The organism is Flavobacterium saccharophilum, from assembly GCF_900142735.1.
GTDB lineage: Bacteria > Bacteroidota > Bacteroidia > Flavobacteriales > Flavobacteriaceae > Flavobacterium > Flavobacterium saccharophilum.
On the sequence record NZ_FRBY01000001.1, the window covers coordinates 404,589 to 428,422 of the forward strand.

The 23,834-nt window shown below is 35.8% G+C and carries 19 protein-coding genes and 1 pseudogene; 4 read left to right on the forward strand and 16 right to left on the reverse strand.

The window, feature by feature from the left end; translation table 11 throughout:
• Nucleotides 1-11: 11 nt before the first annotated feature.
• From BUA98_RS01725 to BUA98_RS01770, 9 genes and pseudogenes are all read right to left on the reverse strand, one after another.
• Entirely contained in the window at nt 12-2,318 is a 2,307-nt protein-coding gene (locus BUA98_RS01725) for a penicillin-binding protein 1A (protein ID WP_072969936.1), read from the reverse strand.
• A 10-nt stretch (nt 2,319-2,328) separates the two neighbouring features.
• On the reverse strand, nt 2,329-2,808 hold the full coding sequence (locus tag BUA98_RS01730) for a gliding motility lipoprotein GldH (protein WP_072969937.1): 480 nt from the start codon (nt 2,806-2,808) through the stop codon (nt 2,329-2,331).
• Complete coding sequence (locus tag BUA98_RS01735) at nt 2,792-4,138, reverse strand: PSP1 domain-containing protein (RefSeq protein ID WP_072969938.1); 1,347 nt, start codon at nt 4,136-4,138, stop codon at nt 2,792-2,794. The genes BUA98_RS01730 and BUA98_RS01735 overlap by 17 nt, the downstream gene beginning before the upstream one ends.
• Before the next feature lie 191 nt (nt 4,139-4,329).
• Nucleotides 4,330-5,316 (reverse strand): annotated as a pseudogene (rhuM, locus tag BUA98_RS01740) (RhuM family protein).
• A gap of 163 nt (nt 5,317-5,479) precedes the next feature.
• Nucleotides 5,480-5,710: a ferredoxin gene (locus BUA98_RS01745; RefSeq protein WP_072969939.1), complete on the reverse strand. Its 231-nt coding sequence runs from the start codon at nt 5,708-5,710 to the stop codon at nt 5,480-5,482.
• Nucleotides 5,710-6,951, reverse strand: coding sequence for a peptidase U32 family protein (locus BUA98_RS01750; RefSeq protein WP_072969940.1), 1,242 nt, complete (start codon nt 6,949-6,951; stop codon nt 5,710-5,712). The genes BUA98_RS01745 and BUA98_RS01750 overlap by 1 nt, the downstream gene beginning before the upstream one ends.
• Before the next feature lie 323 nt (nt 6,952-7,274).
• Entirely contained in the window at nt 7,275-7,709 is a 435-nt protein-coding gene (tnpA, locus tag BUA98_RS01760) for an IS200/IS605 family transposase (protein ID WP_072969942.1), read from the reverse strand.
• 24 nt (nt 7,710-7,733) lie between these two features.
• The gene (gene trhO, locus BUA98_RS01765; RefSeq protein WP_072969943.1) at nt 7,734-9,092 is read right to left on the reverse strand and encodes an oxygen-dependent tRNA uridine(34) hydroxylase TrhO; all 1,359 of its coding nucleotides are present in this window, start codon (nt 9,090-9,092) and stop codon (nt 7,734-7,736) included.
• A gap of 130 nt (nt 9,093-9,222) precedes the next feature.
• Nucleotides 9,223-10,185 carry a polyphosphate kinase 2 family protein gene (locus BUA98_RS01770; RefSeq protein WP_086065107.1) on the reverse strand — a complete coding sequence of 321 codons (963 nt, stop codon included), beginning with the start codon at nt 10,183-10,185 and terminating at the stop codon, nt 9,223-9,225.
• Between the two features lie 249 nt (nt 10,186-10,434).
• Between BUA98_RS01770 and BUA98_RS01775 the strand changes: the two genes are divergently transcribed.
• From BUA98_RS01775 to BUA98_RS01785, 3 genes are read left to right on the forward strand one after another with little or no spacing between them, the layout of a single operon-like run.
• On the forward strand, nt 10,435-11,568 hold the full coding sequence (locus BUA98_RS01775) for an efflux RND transporter periplasmic adaptor subunit (RefSeq protein WP_072969944.1): 1,134 nt from the start codon (nt 10,435-10,437) through the stop codon (nt 11,566-11,568).
• A gap of 35 nt (nt 11,569-11,603) precedes the next feature.
• Nucleotides 11,604-14,777 carry an efflux RND transporter permease subunit gene (locus BUA98_RS01780; protein ID WP_072969945.1) on the forward strand — a complete coding sequence of 1,058 codons (3,174 nt, stop codon included), beginning with the start codon at nt 11,604-11,606 and terminating at the stop codon, nt 14,775-14,777.
• Complete coding sequence (locus BUA98_RS01785; RefSeq protein WP_086065109.1) at nt 14,767-16,134, forward strand: efflux transporter outer membrane subunit; 1,368 nt, start codon at nt 14,767-14,769, stop codon at nt 16,132-16,134. Before BUA98_RS01780 ends, BUA98_RS01785 begins: the two co-directional genes overlap by 11 nt.
• 138 nt (nt 16,135-16,272) lie before the next feature.
• Here the strand turns inward: BUA98_RS01785 and BUA98_RS01790 are convergent, their stop codons facing one another.
• The 7 genes from BUA98_RS01790 to BUA98_RS01820 form a co-directional block, all read right to left on the reverse strand.
• Entirely contained in the window at nt 16,273-16,683 is a 411-nt protein-coding gene (locus tag BUA98_RS01790) for a BrxA/BrxB family bacilliredoxin (protein WP_026982321.1), read from the reverse strand.
• Nucleotides 16,684-16,842: 159 nt separating this feature from the next.
• Nucleotides 16,843-17,643 carry a tetratricopeptide repeat protein gene (locus BUA98_RS01795; RefSeq protein WP_072969946.1) on the reverse strand — a complete coding sequence of 267 codons (801 nt, stop codon included), beginning with the start codon at nt 17,641-17,643 and terminating at the stop codon, nt 16,843-16,845.
• Nucleotides 17,644-17,664: 21 nt separating this feature from the next.
• Nucleotides 17,665-18,855 (reverse strand): lycopene cyclase family protein, encoded by a 1,191-nt coding sequence (locus tag BUA98_RS01800; RefSeq protein ID WP_072969947.1) that lies wholly within the window; start codon nt 18,853-18,855, stop codon nt 17,665-17,667.
• Nucleotides 18,856-18,873: 18 nt separating this feature from the next.
• Nucleotides 18,874-19,338, reverse strand: a complete 465-nt coding sequence (locus tag BUA98_RS01805; RefSeq protein ID WP_072969948.1) for a thioredoxin family protein — start codon at nt 19,336-19,338, stop codon at nt 18,874-18,876.
• A gap of 169 nt (nt 19,339-19,507) precedes the next feature.
• Nucleotides 19,508-21,769, reverse strand: coding sequence for a TonB-dependent receptor (locus BUA98_RS01810; protein WP_072969949.1), 2,262 nt, complete (start codon nt 21,767-21,769; stop codon nt 19,508-19,510).
• A 276-nt stretch (nt 21,770-22,045) separates the two neighbouring features.
• Nucleotides 22,046-22,957 carry an NAD(P)/FAD-dependent oxidoreductase gene (locus BUA98_RS01815; RefSeq protein ID WP_072969950.1) on the reverse strand — a complete coding sequence of 304 codons (912 nt, stop codon included), beginning with the start codon at nt 22,955-22,957 and terminating at the stop codon, nt 22,046-22,048.
• Nucleotides 22,958-22,969: 12 nt separating this feature from the next.
• Nucleotides 22,970-23,323: a MerC domain-containing protein gene (locus tag BUA98_RS01820; protein ID WP_072969951.1), complete on the reverse strand. Its 354-nt coding sequence runs from the start codon at nt 23,321-23,323 to the stop codon at nt 22,970-22,972.
• Between the two features lie 94 nt (nt 23,324-23,417).
• Between BUA98_RS01820 and BUA98_RS01825 the strand changes: the two genes are divergently transcribed.
• Nucleotides 23,418-23,810 carry a Fur family transcriptional regulator gene (locus BUA98_RS01825; RefSeq protein WP_072969952.1) on the forward strand — a complete coding sequence of 131 codons (393 nt, stop codon included), beginning with the start codon at nt 23,418-23,420 and terminating at the stop codon, nt 23,808-23,810.
• The last annotated feature ends 24 nt before the right edge of the window (nt 23,811-23,834 follow it).

Consider the following 23,834-nt stretch of genomic DNA (forward strand, 5'->3'; position numbering starts at 1 on the left):
GAGAACTGAATTTACAATTCGAATTCGTCTGTATTTTGTTCTGTTTGCGTAGTGTCTTTTACCACAGCAGGTCTTTGATAACAATCTACTTTTATAGAGAGATTTGCTGGTCTTTCAAATTCTGATTTAGAAATTTGAAGCGCTTCATCCTTATAACAAAGTTTCATAAAATAAGCCCAAACCGGCAATGCTGCTGTAGCTCCCTGACCATAAGTTAAACTTTTGAAACGTGCTGAACGATCTTCACAACCAACCCAAACTCCAGTTACTAAATTCGGAACCATACCCATAAACCAACCGTCTGACTGGTTTTGTGTTGTTCCCGTTTTACCCGCAATTGGATTTCTAAACATATATGGATATCCTGTCCAACGGTTATCTCCACTACCTCCGCCTTCTGTACGCAAACGCGCTCCCGAACCGGTTTCAGTAACTCCTTCTAATAATTTGATTACTGCAAAAGCAATATCTTTATTTAAAACATCATGAGATTCCGGAATTGGCTCGTAAATAACCTCACCACTTTTATTTTCAATTCGGCTTAAAAACTGAGGTTTTACATAAACACCCTGATTAGCAAATGTACTATAAGCCGCAACCATATCTTCAACAGTAATATCAACAGCACCTAACGCGATTGAAGGCTGTACCGGAATTTCTGTTTTTACTCCTAATTTTTGTGTCAATTCTACAACAGCTTCAGGACCAGTTCTGTCAATTAATTTTGCTGAAACTGTATTGATAGAACCAGCTAAAGCTTGTTTTAAAGTCACCATCCCGCGGTAGGTATGGTTTGAGTTTCTTGGTTCCCAATCTTCTGTTACGTGATGACGCCCTTTGCGAATCACAAATGGTCCGTCTAAAATTGAATCACAAGGAGACATATTTAATTGTTCGATCGCAGTTGCATAAACAAATGGTTTAAAAGTAGAACCAACTTGTCTTGCTCCCTGTCCAACGTGATCGTATTGGAAATATTTGTAATTGATACCACCAACCCAGGCCTTAATATTACCCGTTTGTGGTTCCATAGACATTAAACCAGATTGCAAAAAGTGCTTGTAATAACGAATAGAATCCAACGGAGTCATAATGGTATCGCGTTCCCCTTTCCATGTAAAAATACGCATTTGCGTTTTTACTTTGAATGAAGCAATGATATCATCTTCACTTTTATCCATATCTTTCATGATAGCCCAACGCGTAGAATTTTTCATCGCCTGCATCATAAGCTTCTCAGTTTCTGCCTGGGTGATATTTACGAAAGGTGCATTTTTATTGTTTTTCTGGTCGATGAAAAATTGTTGTTGTAAATTTTTCATGTGTTCAGTAACCGCTTCTTCCGCATAAGCCTGCATTCTTGAATCGATGGTTGTGTAAATTTTCAATCCATCTTTGTAGATATCGTAATCAGAACCATCTGGCTTTTTGTTTTCAGCAACCCATTTTTTCATGTAATCACGAAGGTATTCTCTGAAATAAGTTGCCGTTCCTTCACGGTGACTTTCTAATTTGAATTTTAATGCTATTGGTAATGCTTTGTATTTCTCTTTTTCAGACTCCGTAATCATCTTGGCTTTTACCATTTGACCCAATACCACATCACGACGGTTTTTAACACCAACAGGGTTTCGCAACGGATTATAAAGAGATGAATTATTAAACATTCCAACCAATATTGCCGATTCGTCAATAGTTAGATCTTTAGGTTCTTTGGAAAAATAAGTTTGAGATGCAGAACTTACCCCAACGGCGTAATTTCCGAAATCATAAACGTTGCAATACATGGCTAAGATCTCATTTTTGGTATATTGCCTTTCCAAACGAATCGCAATAATCCATTCTTTTATCTTTTGTACTATTCTAAAAGGCAAAAAACTAGATCCTCCACGATGAAATAACTGTTTTGCTAACTGCTGTGTCAGGGTACTAGCTCCTCCATTCGTTCCCAACGAAAAAGCTGCACGTAAAGTTCCACGCCCGTCAATTCCTGAATGCTCATAAAAACGCGCATCTTCTGTTGCGACCAAAGCGTCTACAAGGTTTTTTGGCAAATCTGAATATTTAAGCTGTGATCTATTGGTTTTAAAGTATTTACCAAGCACTACTCCATCAGAAGAAATAATCTCGGTAGCCAAATTAGAATCCGGGTTTTCCAAATCTTCAAAAGACGGCATTGAACCGAATAATCCCCAGGAGGCAAATAAAAAGAAAGCTAAAATACCAAGCAAAGTATAAGCAAAAACCCGCCAAAACTTCTTTTTATAGTAATTAATATCTTTAACGCTATTTGATTGATTGTTTTTTTTAGCAGCCATAACTATATTTCTAATCTTTTTGTTCTATTCTAAAACCTACGTCTGTAACACCTTCTAACTCCTCAACACCTGGTATTTTACCAGATTGTCTAACAGCTTGTTTGATATGTACTTTGTATTTTCCTCTAAACTTAACATCTTCTTTATAAAACAGTTTACTTTCTTTAATGTCTGTAAAACCGTTTCCTAACAGCGTTCCGTCCGGATTTGCCATTTGATATTCTAACGTATCTACTTTCGTGAAACCATTTGGCATTTCAAGAGACACAATTAAAAACAAATTATTGAATGGATAATTGTTATTGTCTCTCAAATTTACAAATAAATTGTATTTTTTGGTGGAATCTAAAACGGGCAAATCAAAAGTTACAACACTGTCTTTATGCCACGCACTTCCAACAGATTTGTACTCATCAAAAACTCTTTTCTTATCACAAGAAAAAAGAAGTATTGCTGCCAAAAGAAGAATTCCGCTATTTTTTATTCTCATTTTTAGTAATAATTATAGGTTTTCTTGGCTCAGCTGGCTTATTGTCATTCGAATTATTTGGCTTATTCGACTGATTTTGCTTGTTGTGCGGTTTATTCGATTTATTCGGATTACCACCAGCTGGTTTATTATTGTTGTTATTATTATTTCCTTGTTGAGGTTTATTTGGTGCCGGAGCAGCTACAACAGCGCCTTCCGCATTTGGTTTGCGTTTGCGATTTGGTTTTTTCTTTTTCTTCGGCTGATCAAAACGCGTTAAACTTTCCTGACCCATGGCGTTATTAAAGTCTTTTTCAGGTTCTGAAACAACTTCTATTGCGAAATCTTCTAAAGAAGAAACTTTGTTTTTCTGCTTATTTTCTGCAATAATCTCTTTTACCTGATCAATTTTCAAAACATGCCAGTTTGCAAAATTATTGGTGTATGCAAACCACATTAAACCTTTAAAAATATCTTGTTTTTGACAGATTGCATCTCCTTTTTCTGTTACTAATTTAGTATCATAATCAGGAAAATCTTTCAGCGCATCCATGTAAGTATCAAGCTCATAATTTAAGCAACACTTTAATTTTCCGCATTGTCCGGCTAATTTTTGAGGATTCAGCGAAAGCTGTTGGTAACGCGCTGCAGATGTATTGACACTTCTAAAATCTGTCAACCAGGTCGAACAGCAAAGTTCACGTCCACAAGAACCAATTCCACCTAAACGAGCTGCTTCCTGACGGAAACCCACTTGCTTCATTTCTACTCTTGTACTAAATTCTTTAGCAAAATCTTTAATCAAAAGTCTAAAATCGACTCTGTCATTTGCGGTATAATAAAAAGTCGCTTTCGATCCGTCTCCCTGAAATTCAATATCAGAAATTTTCATTTCTAATTTATGCTGAATTGCCAATTCACGCGCACGAACTTTCATTGGTTCCTCACGATCACGCGCTACAGACCAAATATCAATGTCTTTTTGAGATGCTTTTCTGTAAATTTTTGGAACTTCGTTGCTTTCGTGGTTTACACCTTTCTTCTTCATTTGAATTTTTACCAATTCTCCTGTCAAAGTCACAATTCCGATATCATGTCCTGGCGATGCAACAGTTGCTACAATATCACCAATACTTAAAGTTAATTTCTCTGAATTTCTAAAAAATTCCTTGCGGCCGTTTTTAAAACGAACCTCAACACAATCAAAAATCGCCTCTCCATTAGACGGGCTCATGTTAGAAAGCCAATCAAAAACCGTCAATTTATTGCAGCTATCGGTGCCGCAAGTCCCATTATTTTTACAACCTTTTGGTGCGCCACCATCTGAGGTTGAACAACTTGTACATGCCATAATTATATATGTAGTGTTGCAAAAAGCAACTTAAGTTCATAAACGTTTAATCGGTAAAGATAGTATTTTTTTTAGTTTGCTTTTTATGCATTAAAACTAAATGCTTGTTAAATAAAAAAACCTATTTCACATTCTGCAAAATAGGCTTTTTTACTCTTTTTAGAAGTGAATTTATGCTAAAACTCATTTTATTATTTGAGTTTTTTTATTTCTTTATCAAAATCAGAAATTATTCTTTGAGTTTTATTAAAGACTTCATAAGCTGCAATTGCCTTTTTATCAGCCTGTAATTTGCTCATTTTGCCTTTTCCTTCCATTATTTTATAATCATTAAACGATAAGAATTTATTTACGCTTGTTGCCAATTGTTTCATCGTAAAAGTATTCTCACGTTCAATTAATCCTTCAATGTAATCAAAATATCCCGTTACGGTTCGCTCCAATTGCTTAATTTCTTTTTCCTCTAAATAGTGTTTTGGCAATGACAACATCTGTTGTTAAAACACGTCCGTTTGGACTATTCTTCGAGGTTGTCAAACCCATATTTTCTTTTTTAGCGTCTGCAGTTCCAAATATTATTCAGCTGCTGTTTTTCCTCTTATAGCAAAGTGAAATTTATTTTGAACGATTGCATAGAAATTTTTAGTTATTTCCGCATTGTTATCATAATCAATACTGCATTCGGCAAAAATATCCGTTACTTGTTGGTAAATTCTCCTTTCACTAGCCCGAATAGAACGAACTCTTTGCAATAGTTCTTTGAAATAATCCTTACCAAAAATTGCCTGACCTTGTTTTAAACGATTGTCATCTAAAACAAAACCTTTTATAATATATTCTTTTAAGGTTTGGGTTGCCCAGATTCTGAATTGGGTTGCTTTAGTAGAATTAACTCTGTATCCAACAGAAATGATGGCATCAAGATTATAAATTTTGGTTGAATAAATTTTGCCATCTTTGGCAGTATGTTCCAAAATGGAACTAACTGAATTTTCTACTAATTCGCCAGAATCAAAAATATTACCTAAATGTTTCGTTATTGCAGGTCTTTGAACACCAAACAATTCTGCGATTGTTTTTTGAGTTAACCACACTGATTCATTTTGAAGTAAAACATCAACACGTATTTCTCCGCTTGGTGCAGTATAAAGTATAAACTTCTTTAAATCGTTCTCCATAAATACTCTATTTCTATTTTCTCTATCTTCTTCAATAAGGAATCATCAAAGCATGAAATCTTAAATGAAAGTTTTAAACAAATATAACTATTGTCTACTAAAAAGCTTCTTTTCCTAAACTGTTTTTGAGACATTTTGGATATCCATTTATTAGAACAAACACTTAAATTTCCTTCACCGTAATAATTTTAACAGGACAAACTTTCGCTGCTAATTCGCAACTTTCAACAATAGTATGATTAGGGGATTTCAAAGTAAAAAACCCTTTTGAATTCTGAGAATGAAGCAAAACCGATTTCCCGTCTTTTTTTGACATTTGAAAATGAACCGGATCCATTTCGACGCAGTAATTACAGCCGATGCATTTGTCTCTTTGTAAGGTTATAATCACCATTATGCCTCAACTATTTTGTATAATTTATCAGACATTCTGATTCTGAAAGGCAATTTAAATGTACAATCATCACCTTTTGTCGCTTTTTCAGCAGCAATATCACCTACAAACATTTCATCAATAATCATTTCCTGAGCTCCGGTACTTGGACCTGTTACCAAAATTCTATCTCCGATTTTAATATCGTAAGCCTCAATTTTGAATTCTCCTACTTCTGCTTTTGGAAAATAATGGGTGCCTTTTCCCACATAAACTTTCTTTTGAGTTGCAGCAGATCCCGGAATATCACTCCATTCTCCCAATTCCTGACCCAGATAATAGCCTGACCAAAAACCACGATTGTAAACGGTATTCAAGACTTCCATCCAAATTTCCACCTTTTCTTTAGAGAACGTTTTATCGTAATAGGCATCAATTGCTTCTCGATACGTTTTGATAACAGTCGCTACATATTCAGGAGCACGGCCACGACCTTCGATTTTTAAAACCTGAATTCCAGAATCGATAACCTGATCTAAGAAATCTAGTGTACATAAGTCTTTTGGTGACATCATATATTCGTTATCCAGCTCGATTTCAAAACCCGTTTCCTGATCAATAACGGTATATTTTTTTCTGCAATTTTGTTTGCAGGCACCACGATTGGCAGATGAATTATGCGAATGCAGACTCAAATAGCATTTTCCCGAAACCGCCATGCACAAAGCTCCATGACCAAAAATTTCGATTTCAACTAAATTCCCGTTCGGCCCTTTTATTTGTTCTTTCTCAATTTGATCGGTAATTTTCTTTATTTGGCGCAAGCTTAATTCTCTGCTTAAAACCATGGTATCAGCAAATAAACTGTAGAATTTTATGGTTTCGATGTTCGTCACATTCAACTGTGTCGAAATATGAACTTCCATCGAAATACTTTTTGCCATGGCAATTACAGCTTGATCAGAAGCAATTACTGCAGTAATATTGGCTTCCTTGGCTTTGTTCAAAAGCGTTTTTACCACAGATAAATCATGATCGTAAATTATCGTGTTCAGCGTCAAATAACTTCTAACATTTTTGGCTTCACAGCGATTCGAAATTTCCTGCAGATCATCCATTGTGAAATTTACTGTAGCTCTTGCACGCATGTTAAGTTGTTCTACACCAAAGTAGATAGAATCTGCGCCATTATCAAGCGCAGCCTGAAGTGAATCAAAGCTCCCTGCGGGAGCCATGAGTTCAATTTTAGTATGTGATTTCATTTTTGTTGGTATTATCCCCAATGATTAAAAATCATTGGCAATGTTTTTTGTGTTTTTTTTTAATATAGCCCGTGGTTTCAACCACGGGAAACATATTATTATTGCGGATATTCATTGCGTCCCTGCGGTTGAAACCGCAGGCTATGTTTTACTTCTGTGTGTGGTATTTCAATATAGCCAGTGGTTTCAACCACGGGGACGTATTATTGTTGCGGATATCCATCGGGTCCCTGCGGTTGAAACCGCAGGCTATGTTTTGCTTTTGTTTGTGGTATTTCAATATAGCCCGTGGTTTCAACCACGGGGAACATATCGATGAGCAATCATTTTTTCTCTAATCCATGCAGTTTTACAAAATCATCAAATTCATCTTGACCGTTTTTCTTTAGATGATGTTCCTTTTGATTTTTAATATAATTGTAAGCGGCATTTAACTGGGATTCGCTGACAGAAAAAGCCGCATAGCCGGTTTGCCACGCAAATTTTTCAAGGATAAGTTCTTCTCTATTTATAAAATGAGAAGAACTTCCTTTTATTTGCTTTACAATGTCTGTAATAGTTTTTTGTGGATTTTGTAAAAATAAAACATGAACATGATCTGGCATGCCATTTATAATTCTAACGGGACAACCTAGTTCAGTTAACTCTTGCCAAATGAAATCGTACAGTTTTTTCTCAATTGAGAAATCAATTAATTCCTGACGATTTTTGGTTGCCCAAATTGCATGAATCCATAATTTGGTAAAGGATTGTGACATAAATAAATTAGCTCAAATTTTTGGCTAATTTACAATTTTATACAATTTATCTGACAAACGAATACGAAATGGTACTTCAAAAGTAACGATATCCCCAATTTTAGCAGTTGTAGTTGCTGCTCCGCCAACAATCATTTTCTCTAAAATCAATTGCTGTTCACCCGTAGTTGGTCCCGAAATTAAGATTTTATCTCCAAGGTGCAATTCTTGGTTTTCAATAGTAAATTGTCCTACTTGTGCTTTTACATAATAATGCTCCGCTTTTCCAAGAAGTACTTTTTTTACTTTTATTTTTTGTCGAATATCAACTGGCTTTTCGGCTGCAGCCAAAGCAGTGTCAGGTAATTCTCCTGAATGTTTGAATTTTAAATTCTCAGATTTTCCTTTTCTAAAAACTTTATTCCCCACTTGTTTACCAGTTCTCAAACGAACCTGATCAACTAAAGGCATGTGAATAATTTCAAGACATTCTGTAGAACAACAGTTTTCCATTGCTGACTTACATTCATCACATTGAATGAATAGCAAATGACATCCGTCATTTTCGCAATTGGTATGATTGTCACAAGGTTTTCCACATTGATGACATTGTGAGATAATGTCATCTGTAATTCTTTCACCAAGACGATTATCAAACACAAAGTTTTTTCCAATGAATTTGCTTTCTAAACCTTCCGCTTCAATTTGTTTAGCGTAATTAATGATTCCGCCTTCTAATTGATACACATTTTTAAAACCCTGGTGTTTAAAATAAGCACTTGCTTTTTCACAACGAATTCCACCGGTGCAATACATTACCAATTTTTTATCTTCCTTGTGATTTTGAAGTTGTTCATTGATTATGGGTAAACTCTCTCTAAAAGTTTCAACATCCGGAGTGATAGCACCTTTAAAATGTCCTACTTCACTTTCGTAGTGATTTCTAAAATCAACAACAATTGTATTTGGGTCGTCCAGAATTTCATTGAATTCTTTGGCTTTCAAGTGAATGCCTATATTGGTAACATCAAAAGTTTCATCATTCAAACCGTCAGCAACGATTTTATCACGAACTTTAATTGTCAATTTTAAAAAGGAATGATCATCATGTTCTACAGCTTCATTCAATCGTATGCCTTTCATGAAATCATAAACTTCAAGAGTTGCTCTAAAAGATTCCAAATTTTCTTCCGGAATACTCATTTGAGCATTTATTCCTTCATTGGCAACATAAATTCGGCCTAATGCATCGAGCTTATTCCAGGCTAAAAATAAATCATCGCGAAATTTTTTGGGATCTTGAATTTTGGCGTACGCATAGAAAGACAACGTAAGTCGTTGTTTACCTGCATCATCGATCATGATGGCTCTTTCTTCTGCGCTTAAAGTGTTGTACAGTTGCATGCTATAAACTAATTTAAGTTGAGAATTTTTTTGAGGTGCAAAGGTAGGGAAAAAGGTTCTAAGTCACAAAGGTTCTGAGGTACTAAGGTTTTTTTAAATCGAAAAACTAAAGTTGCGATTTTTTACTACATTAATCTTCCTCATCGAGCAATGCCTGTTTGACCGCATTTAATTCAGCAATTTTAGCTTCGCTTACTTTCGGATATTCTAAATCCATTTCGTCTAAGGCATGAATTATTGCAGACGCAATTGCAATTCTCGCATACGATTTGTTATCTGCGGGAATAACATACCAGGGAGATTTTTTAGTCGATGTGTTCTTTATTAATTCTTCATACGCATGCATATAGTCATTCCAATAGCCACGTTCTTTCGCATCTGTGGGACTAAATTTCCAGTTTTTATCCGGGTTATCTACTCTTTCTATAAATCTTCTTTTTTGTTCTTCTTTTGAAACATTAAGAAAAAACTTTATTACAACAGTTCCGTTCCTGTTAAGGTATCTTTCAAAATTTCTTATGTCTTCAAAACGATTTTCCCAAATATTTTCAGTGATCAATTTTTCTGGTATTTTTTGACTTTTCAGAATTTGCTCATGAACGCGAACTACCAAAACTTCTTCATAATACGAACGATTAAAAATACCAATACGTCCTCTTTCCGGTAAATGTTTTTGACAACGCCACAAATAATCATGATCTAATTCTTCCGAACTTGGACCCTTGAAAGAAGAAACCTGACAGCCCTGCGGATTTATACCAGACATTACATGTTTGATCGCACCATCTTTTCCAGCGGCATCCATAGCCTGAAAAATAAGTAACACTGACCATTTATCCTGTGCATATAGAATGTCCTGCATGGCGGCCAATGCTCTTACTCCTATTTGCAAAGTTTCTTTAATCGCTGATTTTGATTCATTGCCAAAATAAGAAGTTGGTCTGTCCTTTAACGTAAAATTTTTATCATCACCTACACAATATTGTTCTGAAAACTTTTTTGCCTTATGCAGTAATTCTTTTTTACTTAACACCTTTAGATTGCTTGAAGCACTATTTAAATTCTTTGATTTTAATTTACTTTTTTTTGACATAATTAGGAATTTTTAAAATTATAATTAGGAGACATTAAAAATAAATCCTTACAAAAAGTGCAGTTTGACGGTATTTTACAGCTTTTAGTCGATTTTATTAACAATTGAATATCAATTAAATATAAATTTAAGAAAAAATAGGAATGAAAAATAATATTTCAAATCTTAATAAAAAAATGTTAACTTAGCTAATGAATTATTTGGTTTTTAGTTAGTTGAGTTTTAATAGAATTTAATATAAAATTAAAAATGAACAGAATTTACTCTCCAACAATTTTCTTACTTTTTTTATTGTTATCCTGTAAAAAAGAAACTCCACCAGCGCCCAAGCCTCTCGAAATTCAAATCGTAAAAGTGCTGCAACAAGATGTAAATCTGGAATCGGAATTTACCGGTGAAACTTTTGGACAATCAGACATTCAAATTAACCCCAGAGTTGATGGTGTTATTGAAAGCCTTAATTTCAAAGAGGGTAGTTTAGTACACAAAGGACAACTGCTATACACTATTGATCCTTTACCATTTCAAACGAAAGTAAGTGAAGCCGAAGGACAATTGGCTGAATCACAAGCCAGATTAGCCAAAACCAAATCGGACTACGAAATGATGGAGCCATTAGCTAAAATGAATGCCATTAGTCAGCGAGAATTGATTGGAGCCAGATCAGCATATAATGCTTCTGTTGCCGGAATCAAAGCAGCATCGGCAAATCTGAAAAATTCAAAAATAGAATTAAGCTATTCCAAAATTGTTGCTCCTATTTCAGGATTAATCGGAATATCAAAAGTGAGAGTTGGCGATTATGTACGTCCGGGGGCAATATCCGTTTTAAATACTATTTCTGACTTAGGTGATGTGAGAGTTCGTTTCACTATGAGTGAACAGGAATATCTTAGAATCTTCAAAGAATTAGCGAAAAAAGATTCCAACCTGAAAGGTGCCGGAAAATCAGTTTCTATCTTATTATCAGATGGTTCTCTTTATCCTCAAAAAGGTCAAATCAGTTTTGCCGACAGGCAAATTGACCCCTCTACCGGCGCCGTAACTTTTGAAGCTGCGTTTGCCAATCCTGACCAATTGATTCGTCCCGGGCAATATGTAAAAGTACAAGTTGTTACTGATGTTCGTAAAAACGTATTGATTATACCTCAACGTTCTGTTATTGAGATGCAGGGAATTTCACAGGTTTATGTTTTAGGCAAAAACAATAAAGTAGAAATGAAAGCAGTACAAATAGGCCCCGCATTCAAAGATTCCTATATCGTACTTGATGGATTAACAGCCAATGACAAAGTTGCTCTTGGAGGAACGTCCCTCTTAAAAAGTGGAAGTGTTATCACTCCCCAAATAAAAGAATGGACTCCGGGACAAGCAGTTAATTAAATTTCGCGCTAGCTAAATAATTTAGAAACATCATTATGGGAGAATTTTTTGTTAGAAGACCAATCGTAGCCATGGTAATCAGTATCATTATTGTGATACTCGGATTACTCGCATTACAAAAAACGCCAATATCACAGTATCCAGACATCAATCCTCCTGTTGTAAAAATTACAACTTCTTTTACAGGAGCAAATGCCTTAAATGTCGAGCAGGCTGTTGCAACTCCAATCGAACAAAAAGTAAATGGAGTTGAACAAATGCTTTATATAAAATCTACAAATACCTCTGATGGAGCTTGTACTATTGAAGTAACATTTGACGTAGGAACCAATTTGGATAATGCCAACATGCTTACGCAAAACCGTCAGGCACAATCGGCTCCTTTTATGCCTCCGAGTGTAAAACAACAGGGAGTTGTGGTAAAAAAATCATTATCATTCCCGATGATGTTGTTCACTCTTACTTCTACAAATCCAAAATACGATTCAAAATTCCTGAATAACTACGCTAACATCAACATTGTCGATCAGTTGGCTCGTATAAAAGGAGTTGGTGAAGTTTCGCTATTTGGAGGTAGTGACTATTCCATGAGAATTTGGCTTAAAGCCGATGTCATGAGCAAACTTGGAGTAACGGTTGATGATGTGAAGAACGCCCTGAATGCTCAAAACATGATTAGTCCCGGAGGAAAATTTGGTGCAGAGCCAACCCCGCCAGGAACAGATTTTACTTATGGTGTTACACTACAGGATCGTTTGGTTACTGAAAAACAATTTGGTCAAATAGTCGTAAAAAGTAAATCAGATGGTGCTCAGGTATTATTAAGCGATATTTCCAGAATCGAATTAGGAACTGAAAACTATAGCTCGAATGCCCGTAGAAATGGTAGTGCTTCAGCAGCCATTACCGTATTCCAAATGCCTGGAAGTAACGCACTTGAAGTTGCAACCCTTGCCAAAGAAGCAATGAAAAAAATGTCCGAAAAATTTCCAAAGGATGTTGTTTATCAGGAATCACTAGATACCACACTTGCGATTACAGCGGGTGTTGAAGATATTGTTCACACACTTTTTGAAGCTGTTATCCTGGTTATTCTGGTTGTATTTATCTTTCTTCAAAACTGGCGTGCGACTCTGATTCCGTTGATTACAGTTCCCGTATCTTTAATTGGTACGATAGCCGTTTTTCCATTATTGGGATTTTCAATAAACACCTTATCATTATTGGGATTAGTATTGGCAATTGGAATTGTGGTCGATGATGCCATCGTCGTTGTTGAAGCCGTAATGCACCATATTGAACATGGAAAATCTCCAAAAGATGCCACCATACAAGCGATGCGAGAGGTTTCCGGACCAGTAATTGCAATTGCACTGATCTTGATTGCGGTATTTGTACCCGTGGCAATGACACCTGGAATTACAGGTCGTTTTTATCAGCAATTTGCCATAACGATTGCGGTCTCGGTCGCCTTCTCGGCATTTAGTGCGTTATCGCTGAGCCCCGCGCTCTGTGCCATGTTACTGAAGCCCACAAAACCAGTTGAAGAACAAACAGGATGGCTGGCTAAATTTTTTGCAGGATTCAACCGAATCTTCGAAAAAGTTACAGGCGGTTATATAAAAGGTGCTACTTTTTTCGCCAAAAAATCATTGCGAATTGTCGCTTTGTTAGGGGTAATTCTCCTTGCTGTTGTTTTACTAGGTAAAAAAATCCCTCCAGGATTTATTCCGGAAGAAGATCAGGGATATGTACTCGTAAATATTGCATTACCACCAGCATCTTCGCTTCAGCGTACCGATGAAATTTCAAGAAAAGTAGATAGCTTTTTAAAAGAAGAAGAATCGATTTTGTCTTATACAACAATCAATGGATTTAGTATGCTTACCAACTCTTATCAGCCAAATAATGCTTTTATTTTCATTTCGTTAAAACCATGGGAGGAAAGAGCTGAAACAGCTAAACAATTGGTAGATCGATTGAATATGAAACTATCGACACAAATTACAACCGCAACCGCTTTTGCATTTGGACCACCCGCCATTCAAGGTTTAGGAGCATCTGCAGGTTTTAGCTTAATGTTACAAGACAGAGGTGGAAATTCGCCACAATATCTGGCTCAGCAAACACAAGCTTTTATTGCCGCGGCACAAAAACGACCTGAAATAAAAAGAATTTATACCACTTTTAATGCAGGAACACCGCAGATAAAACTGGACATCGACAACGAAAAAGCCATGAAATTGGGAGTACCGGTTTCTAAAGTTACCGAAGTACTAGGTGCCTTCTTAGGAGGAACTTATGTTAATGATTTCAACCGTTTTGGACGCCAATATAAAGTGTACCTCCAAGGTGAAGCTGTTGACAGATTAAGACCTGAAAATTTAAATAAGATTTACGTAAGAAATAATAATGGCGATATGTTGCCTGTATCTACTCTGGTAACCGCAACAAAAGTGGCAGGGCCTGATTTTACCAACCGTCTTAATTTATTTAGGTCGGCCGAGATTGGAGGAAGTCCTAACGATGGTTTTAGTAGCGCACAAGCACTGGATGCTTTAGAAGAAGTAGCCAAGGAAACCTTACCTGCTGATATGAGTTACGATTATATCAACCTTTCTTATCAGGAAAAACATTCTCCTGGAGGAGGCACTGTATTCTTAATGGCACTGGTTTTTGTATTCTTAATTCTGGCCGCACAATACGAAAGCTGGAAACTACCTTTCAGTGTATTACTTGGTGCACCATTTGCAGTTTTCGGAGCCTTTTTAGGATTGTTTCTTGCAAGATTAGGAAGTGATGCTTACGTAAACAATGTATTTGCGCAAATTGGATTAGTGCTCTTAATCGGATTAGTCGCCAAAAACGCAATTTTGATTGTGGAATTTGCCAAAGAAGAATATGAAAAAGGGAGACCACTGTATGAATCCGCAATGATTGCAGCTAAACTCCGTTTTAGGCCAATTTTGATGACGGCCTTTGCTTTTATTCTTGGTGTTGTTCCGCTGCTTACCGCAACAGGTGCAGGTTCACAGGCGCGTATTGTTATGGGAATGGCCGTATTTAGCGGAATGTTAATTGCAACAGTTCTTGGGGTACTAATTGTTCCTGGTTTGTTTGTAATGATTGAGAATATCGGAAAAAAGAAAGATGAAGTTGTAGCAACTGAAATTAGTACGGATTCAAAAACTACAGATCATGATGAATAAAGTAAAAATACTAATCGTTATTCTTACTCTGGCAGTATTGCCTACAGCTTGTCTTGTGGGACCAAAATATCAAAAGCCAGAAGATCCTCAAACGGCTAATTTCCGTTATGGCCCTGGATATGCTGATACTCTTGCTTCTGTAGTCAACGTGAAATGGTTTGATCTTTTTAATGATGATGTTTTGAAAGGACTCATCAATAAAGGGTTAGAAAACAATTATGATCTGCGAATTGCAATGGCACGTATCGAACAAACCAGAGCAGAATTAGGCTATTCAAAAGCTGATTTATTACCCGCCATTGGCTATAATGGTACAATAAATAGTAATGACAAAGCTTTTATTCCGTCAAGCGCATCTGCTTCCTTATCTTGGGAACTCGATTTTTGGGGTAAGATTCGTCATGAAAACAGAGCTGTTCAGGATGAATTAATAGCCAGTGAAGAGGGACGAAAAGTAATTCTGTCGAATCTGGTAAGTGATATTGCTACTGCTTATTTTGAACTTCGCAATTTTGACAATCAACTTATTATTACCAATCAAACGCTGGAAACCAGACGAAAAGCATTTGATATCATCAATGCAAGGTTCTTGGCCGGATATGTTTCTGAAGTAGACAAAGTTCAAATCGAACAACAAGTCGCGATTGCCGAAGCGGTGATACCTTCTATTCAAAGACAAATTACTATGCGGGAAAATACAATCTCGATATTAACCGGTCAGGCTCCTGGCCCAATTGAACGCGGAAAGACTGTTACAGAACTTCAGGTAGTTAATAACATACCGGTTTCTATCCCTTCTATTCTTTTAAGAAACCGACCAGATGTTAGACAGGCTGAAATGTATTATATGGCTTCTAATGAAAGAATTGGTGTTGCGCAGGCAATGCGCTTCCCGTCTTTTAACATTGCTGCTATTGCAGGATTTGCAAGCAGTAAAGTAAGCACTTTATTCGACGGTTCTTCCTATATTCAAAATGCAAGTGGTTCAATTGCCGGACCTATTTTCAACTTTGGAAAAAATAAGAGAAGAGTAGAAATTTACAGGCAAATTGCTGAAGAATCGAGACTTTCTTACCAAAAGACCTGTATCATTGCCCTTTCAGAAGTGGAACAATCGTTGCAAAATGTAAAAACATATAAAGAAGAATGGGCTGCAAGAGACAGACAGGTAATTGCAGCAAGAAAAAATCTAGAATTATCTCAGGCCAGATATTATAACGGTTATGTATCTTATCTGGAAGTTCTTGAAGTACAACGCTCTCTTTTTGACGCCGAATTAAGCCTATCCGATTTAACCCAAAGTCAGCTAGCTTCTATGATTCAGCTTTATAGAGCTTTAGGCGGGGGATGGAATTAAGTGAAGGTACAAAGGTTCAGAGTTACAAAGGTTCAGAGGTTTTATACTCTTTATATAAAAAACAAAAAGCACTATATTTCTATAGTGCTTTTTGTTTTTAACCTTTGTACCTCTGTACCTTTGTTTCTTTGAACCTAATTAGCAAAACTCGTTAAACGCATCTTGCAAATTCTCAGCGATTAATTCAGCTGGACGTCCTTCGATGTGGTGACGCTCTAACATGTGAACCAATTCTCCGTTTTTGAACAAAGCCATAGAAGGCGATGATGGAGGAAAAGGAAACATATGTTGTCTTGCAGCATCAACTGCTTCTTTGTCAACACCAGCAAAAACCGTAATTAAGTGATCTGGTTTTTTAGCGCCTTCTAAACTCATTTTTGCTCCCGGACGTGCATTTCTTGCAGCACAACCACAAACAGAGTTCACAACAACTAAAGTGGTACCTTCTGCTTTGATAGCATTATCTACAGCGTCAGCACTATGTAAATCTTGAAAACCTGCAGCAGTCAATTCAGCTTGCATTGGTTTTACCATTTCTTCTGGATACATATTGTTTATTTTTAAATTTTACTTTTGATTTTGCAAAGTTACAAAGTTTAAGCGCAACTACTTAATTTGAAGTATAAAGTTTTGTTATAGTTCGATTGGAAAAGTCGAAAGTTGAAAAGTCTTAAAGTCGAAGGTCAAAATCAGCAGTTTAACAACCCATTATTGTTTGGTAAACTTCTTTTGATAAGGATACGTTTCATAAATTGTATTGTCTTCATTAATCGAAAATCCTTTTGCGTAATCCTCTCTGGCAACACCAACCAAAGCCACAACTTCTTCTCTTGGTTTACCTTGTTTAAGCCAACAAATTGCCTTGTAATATTTTGCATCCGAAAATTCAGGATAGATTTTAATCGCCTTATCAAAAATCGCAATTGCTTCATCCCATTTTTTCAATTCATACTTTGCGATGCCCTGATAAAAATAGGCTGTTGGATGTTCTAAATTCTGTCTGTTTTTATAGATATCAGCGACATAATCGTCAAAAAGTTTTTCTGCTTTTTCGTATTCATTCAATTGTAAATAGCAAATTCCCATATAAAAACTATAGGTATGATCCATTACATAGCTATTCCCATAAAGTTTAATACATTCTTCAAAATCTTTAATGGCATCTTTATAAGTATGTGCAAAAATGCATTTTATAAAAGCCCTGTACGACAACCAACGTTCTTTGTTATAAAATACAGCTTTGTCTAAATACTGCATTCCAACTTCATACTTTTTGCATTTAAAATAAGGCATTGCTTTTTGTTGCCACAAGTAGGCAACGGTACTGTCTTTTTTCAAACCCTGATCCAGACAACTCTGCCACTCAGACATTTCAAAAACATAATTGTGTTTTTCCGCGCAGTTGGTTAAAAATTCTTCAACAATTGCGTCGTGTGCTTTATTTGTTGATACCTGAGCAAAAGATAGAGCAGTAAAAAAGAGACAAAGTACTAAAGTAATATTTTTCAAAGGTTTTGTTTTTGGTTAAATTTATTTTGAAAGAAAAATCACTCTAAATAACGCTTTTATAAACGGAATTTTGGGACACTTTAAAATAACTTTAACATCCTGCATTAAACTCGTCTCCTCATCCAAAAATCTGAATACTAATGCTGGATTACCTTTTTGAAATAAAGAGGAGAAAATAGGGCTTCCTAATTCGTTATGACGGTACAGAATATCCAAAAGCAGTAAATCATAAAACCAGAATCGGCTTTTTTTATGGAAGGATGACATTTTGAGTGATTCTGTTGTCATTCTGAGCGGAGTCGAAGAATGAAGAAACTCAACCAATTCAGATGATTTTTTATCTGAGTTTCTAAAAGTAAAACCGGTGCTCGCTTTGGTCCATCCGCCGGCAGTTCCTATATTTAAAACTCTTTTGGTGTTTTTTTTCCAGAAAGGATAGCACGTCATCGGAATACTTCCCTGCTCCTTTTCAATAATTTCAAATTTATCCGCTCCGAGTTTCTGCAGGTAAAGTCTAATCTCGTTTTCATATTCTTCTTTTTCAAGCAAATTTTCTGAAAACAACGTATACTCCACCAAAGCTTCGGTTTTAGAAGTTGGCAAAACATACATAAATCGTGTATTTCCTTTTTGTTCAACCGAAAAATCCATGAAAGTAGCCTGTTCCGGATTGAAAACTTTAGCTTCAGTTTTCACAAACCAACCCACAAAATGCTGTTGCAAAACCGGATATTTGGTTTGAGTTTGAACAAAAGCTTTCGTATAAATACTATTGAATAAGTAATCACAGGTATATCTGTTTTCTTCGGTTCCCACAAAAACATGGGTTTCGAGTTCATTGATATCGGTTACTTTCTCCTTTAAAAAAGTAATATTTGATTCTTTAGAAATGGTTTCAAAAACAAAATTGTAAAAATCAATTCCCCGAATTTGATTGTATTGATACGGTTTCAACTCCAAATCTCTTTTAAAATCTTCATTGGCAAACAAAGCCGAATCCCATTTTTTTGAGATAATCGAATTCCACATTGTTTCATCTTTTGTCCAGAAACACCATGTTCTGTCATTGATTTTCTTTTGACTTTCATCTAATAACAAAATCGACTTGTCAGCGAATTTTCCAGACAAAACCATTTTATAAACGGTCATCAAAGTCGATAAACCTGTCCCTGTAAATATGTAGTTGAAATGTTTTATTTGTGAAGAATGCATTCTCAAAAATAAGGAATTTTATTCTTTCAATTTTTCTAAAAGCAGTTTAAAATCTTTTGGGTTGAGGTAATTGTTGTATTGCAGTATAATTTCGTTTTTCTCATTCAAAACACACAAAACCGGATAAACAATTTGATTGTTCATCGTTCCGAGTTGCAAAGCCAATTCATGCACGCCAACATTATTACCTGTTGGCTGGTATTTAAATATTTGATTATTAAATAAAATATCCTGTTTCTCCTCAGCATTAAAATCAATAAAATAAAAATCCGAATTCAAACTTTGAATAATTTCCTGATTTTTGAAAGTCGTGCTTTTCATTTTTTGACAATACTGACACCAATCGGTATGAATAAAAACGATAATTTTTCGCTTTTGAATTTGCTGCAGACTATCAATCGCCTCAAAAGATCTGATTTGAAGTTGACAGAATCCCGTTGAAGTTATTCCTAAGAAGATGATTATTATCGCTAGCTTTTTCATATAAATTCTAATTGCTCAAAGGTTATTAAACACATAGGAACATAGATTTTTATACCTTGAAAAAGGATGCGAAAAGAAACACGTTTCTACACATATCTATGTGTTTTAAGATTAGTGAAACGCCTTTTGACCACTGCAAAACTATGTCTCTATGTGTTTAAAAATAAATTTATCTCAAAGTATATCGCAACCCAAAAAACCCACGAATCGACTGGTTTTGCCCATAAACATAAGTCGTATCAAAAGTCAAACCGTATGGATTATCCGGTGTTACCAAAACTTTCCCGGCCGAATCATATTGCACGTTTTTATCAAAAGGATCGTTTGCTCTTGAAATCAAAAACGGATTTTTCTGCATTGGTGTGAAATTCAAAAGGTTCTTTATTCCGCCATAAAGCTCAAAATTCTTCCATCCAGAATACGTAAACTGAATATTCTGAATACTATACCAAGGCGAATTTGGATCTCTAGGATCTAAATCGCTCAGTAAAGGCAACTTCATCGGACTGTAAACATTTCCGGTATAATCCAACAATAAATTTAAGGATTCTATTTTATATGATACGCTCCAGGTTGCTGTAAAATTCTCGGTTAAAAAAGGACGTTCTGAAACCCCATTTTCCACATTTTTGTTATCTAAAACTGTAGCACCCAAAATCATTTTTAATCCTGAAGGAAAATTGACATCTACATTCGTGCTGATTCCCTGACTGATAGCATACCCGTTGATATTGTCGTAGATGATTTTATTCGGATCTGTTTCGTAATCGGATATGATTTTATTACTGAAACGGGTATAAAAAGCGGTCGTTTCAATTCCGATAAAAGTGCCGTTACCAAAGTTTATTTTTTGAATATAATTCAGATTCGCATTCACAGATTGTTCCGGTTTCAAATCATTCTTAATCACAACATCGCGCGAACCTGTAAGCGCTGCGTGATCTTCGGTAAATAAATTCACGACACGAAAACCCGTTCCTGCATTCAATCTGAAAATCGTGTTTTCATTTTTCTTCCAGCGATATGCCACTCTTGGCGTGAAAATAGAACCGTGAATCGAATTATAGTCGTATCGCATTCCCAACAAAACCTGACTTTTCGGCGAAAGCGTAATCTCATCCTGAACAAAAATTCCCGGTAACCAGGTCTTTTCAGCTTCTTTTGTGGCAGTAGTATTGTCGTCGTAATACGAATAGCGATTCGCAATTCCGGCAAGCAAATCGTTTCTTCCCAACTTTTTATCCCAGGTTAATTGCAAAAAACCAATTTTCTGATTCGCGATATACGATGTTGTTCCGTAACGACTGTCCTGATAATGCACATTTCCGGAGAACGAAAGCATCAGTTTTTCTTCAAATGGCAATTGATAACTTCCTATTAATTCACCTCTTTTGGTATAAATACTTTCGCCGTAAATTTCATCGCCGCCTCGGTATTTTTTGTCCCAGCGCACATCTCCGCCCCAACGATCTTCATACATTCCGCGAGCCGCGATTGTAAAAAGTCGATTTTCATTTCTCAAAAAACTCCATTTATTGAAAACCGAAATCCGTTCAGACAAAGTCACATCCGTAAAATTGTCTTTGTCTTTATCAACCACTTCATTGTAATTAAAGTAATTGATTCCCAAAAGTGTCATTGATTTTTTGGTGGGACTGAATTTCATTCCTAAATCGACATTGGTTTCTAAATAAGTTGTGGTAAAAACATCGGCTGCAAAAACCGGCGCGTTCGTTGGGTTTTTAGTGATAATATTAATCAGACCGCCGACTGCCTCACTTCCGTACAAAGACGAAGCCGGGCCTTTTACGATTTCAATTCGTTCGACCAAAGAATTCGGAATTCCGGATAATCCATAAACCGTCGAAAGACTGCTCACGATCGGCATTCCGTCAATTAAAACCAAAGTATAAGGCCCTTCCAAACCATTGATATGAATATCGCCCGTATTACAAACACCGCAATTAAGCTGTGGCCGAACGCCATTAATGTTCTGAAGTGCTTCATAAATACTTGGAGTTGGATTTTTCTTGAAGAAAACAGGAGAATAAACCTCAACCGGAACCGCACTTTCTAATCTTTTGACTGCTTTTAAAGTTCCCGAAACCACAACTTCATTAAGTTGATTTTCATTGTCTTCTAACTCAAAATTTTGATTCGTATTTTGTGCTTCAACAACTGAAATTTCAACGGTCATCGGTTTGAATCCAGTCGAGGTCACTCGAATATTATATTTTCCTCGCATAACATTTCCCAAAGAATAATATCCTAAACTATCGGTAACTGTTTTTTGTTTGGTGCCCAGTAAATGCACATTCGCGCCTTGTATTTTATTTCCTTCGCCAGTTACAAAACCAGAAATGGTAGTAGTTTCCTGCGCAAAAGAGAATTGTAAAGTAAACAGAATCAATATTACTATTGAGTTTTTCATTGTTATAAAATTAAATTTAGACAAAACTAAAAATTAAATTTGACAAATAATGATTCTGAAACTAAAATTTTTAAATCAATTTAAATCAATATGTTAGATTTTTGTTTTCTAAAGTTGAATAGCATCCAGCTTTAGTTGGATGAATATATAATCGGAAACAAAAAGGGCTTTAGCCACATTTGACAGATTTGGCTAAAGCCCTTTTCTAACTCACACCTAACTCTCCCCTAGGTGAAGCTAGGGGCTATGCACAAAAGTTTACTAAACCTGACAAGTTCAAATATTAAAAACCTCATCGATAAGTTCTTTATTCACAGAAGCACCGGCAAAAGATCCTGAAGAAACTGCCATCGCCACAGATCTTGCCTGAATAACACAGTCGCCACTTGCATAAACTCCAGGAATAGTTGTTTTCTGCATCATGTCAACTTTAATTAAACCTTGTTCTGTCAATTCACAACCTAGAGCTGAAGGCAAAGGACAATGCTGTTCAAAAGGCGGTCTGAAATAAATTGCTTTTACCGCTGCATTTGATTTATTTTTAAAGATTACCTGCTTAATATTTCCGTTTTCATGCTCTAAAGATTCAATTTCCTCTTCAATAATTTCGATCTGATGCTTTTGAAGAATTTCTTTTTGTTCCCATGTTATGGTTGATTTTCCATTGGTCAACAATCGTAAGTCTTTTGTCCAGTTCGAAATCAGTTTTGCATATTCAAAAGCCATTTCTCCATTAGCGATAATGGCGGTTTTCTCGGTTTTCACTTCGTAACCATGACAATAAGGACAATGTAAAACCGAAATACCCCAGCATTCAGCCAAACCTTTAATTTCGGGAAGTAGATCTTTTACTCCTGTTGCGAATAATACTTTTTTAGCAGTAAAAACTTCCTCAGAATCTGTTTTGATTTCGAAACCCTCTTTGGTTTTATTAGCTTCGATAGCAATTCCGTTAAAAAACTGAACTGTTTTATAAAAATCAACTTGTAATTTGGCTTTCGCCGAAATGACAGCTGGCACTTCACCATCTTGTGTAATGAAATTATGCGAATGTGGTGTTTGTCTGTTGCAGGGCAAACCGCTGTCAATAACCAAAACCTGACGTAAAGAACGCCCTAAACTCATTGCTGCCGAAAGTCCGCTATAGCTTCCGCCTACAATAATCACTTCAAAATGTTTTTGTTCCATAACTCTATTGTGTTAATGATTTTTACTTTTGTGTGTTTTATAATTCAGTAAATGCCCAAGGATCATTCCGATTCCGCCAATAAAAATCAGATCAAGGTGAATATCTAAAATGATTTCGCTTAAAACACTGATCCAAATCAGCACCATCGAAAGAATCAAAATGGTTGCTATTAATAGTCCCGATTTTTTTATAATTTTAAAGATTGCAAAAAGTCCGATCGTCGCAAAAAGCAAATCAATAAACGGATTGTGACTTAAGCCTAAAGGCAACACAGTCAGAAGCGGAAAAATAAGACAATGCACCAAACAAATTGTCGCGCTTGAAATTCCTAAAATATCGTAAAAAGGTGTTGTAGTTTTCTTCATTTCGTGTACTTTTGCTTAATGCAATTTTGTTGCAAATATATACATAAAAATCAATCGCAACTTTGTTGCAATAATATTTTTTTTATTTCAAAAAATGAAAACAACAAGAAAAACCACAGCAAAGACGGCCGTTTTAGAGATTTTTGTAAAATCCAAGACTGCACTGTCACATACAGAAATTTACAAACAAATCGAAGAAATCTGCGATCGGGTTACCGTTTATAGAATTTTAGACCGTCTTGTTAATGATGATATTGTCCATAAAATTGTTGACCTCGATGGCACCGTCAAATATGCAAAATGCCATCATCATGCACAGCGAGTTCACATTCACAACCATGCTCACTTCAGCTGTGAAAAGTGTCTTGAAATAACCTGCCTTGAAAATGTAAAGCCGAGTTATATCATTCCGCACAATTATAAAGTGAACGATATAAACTTTACATTGTCAGGATTATGCCCAAATTGTTCCAATTCTAACATTTAAGATTTAGACTCGTCTAAAAATATT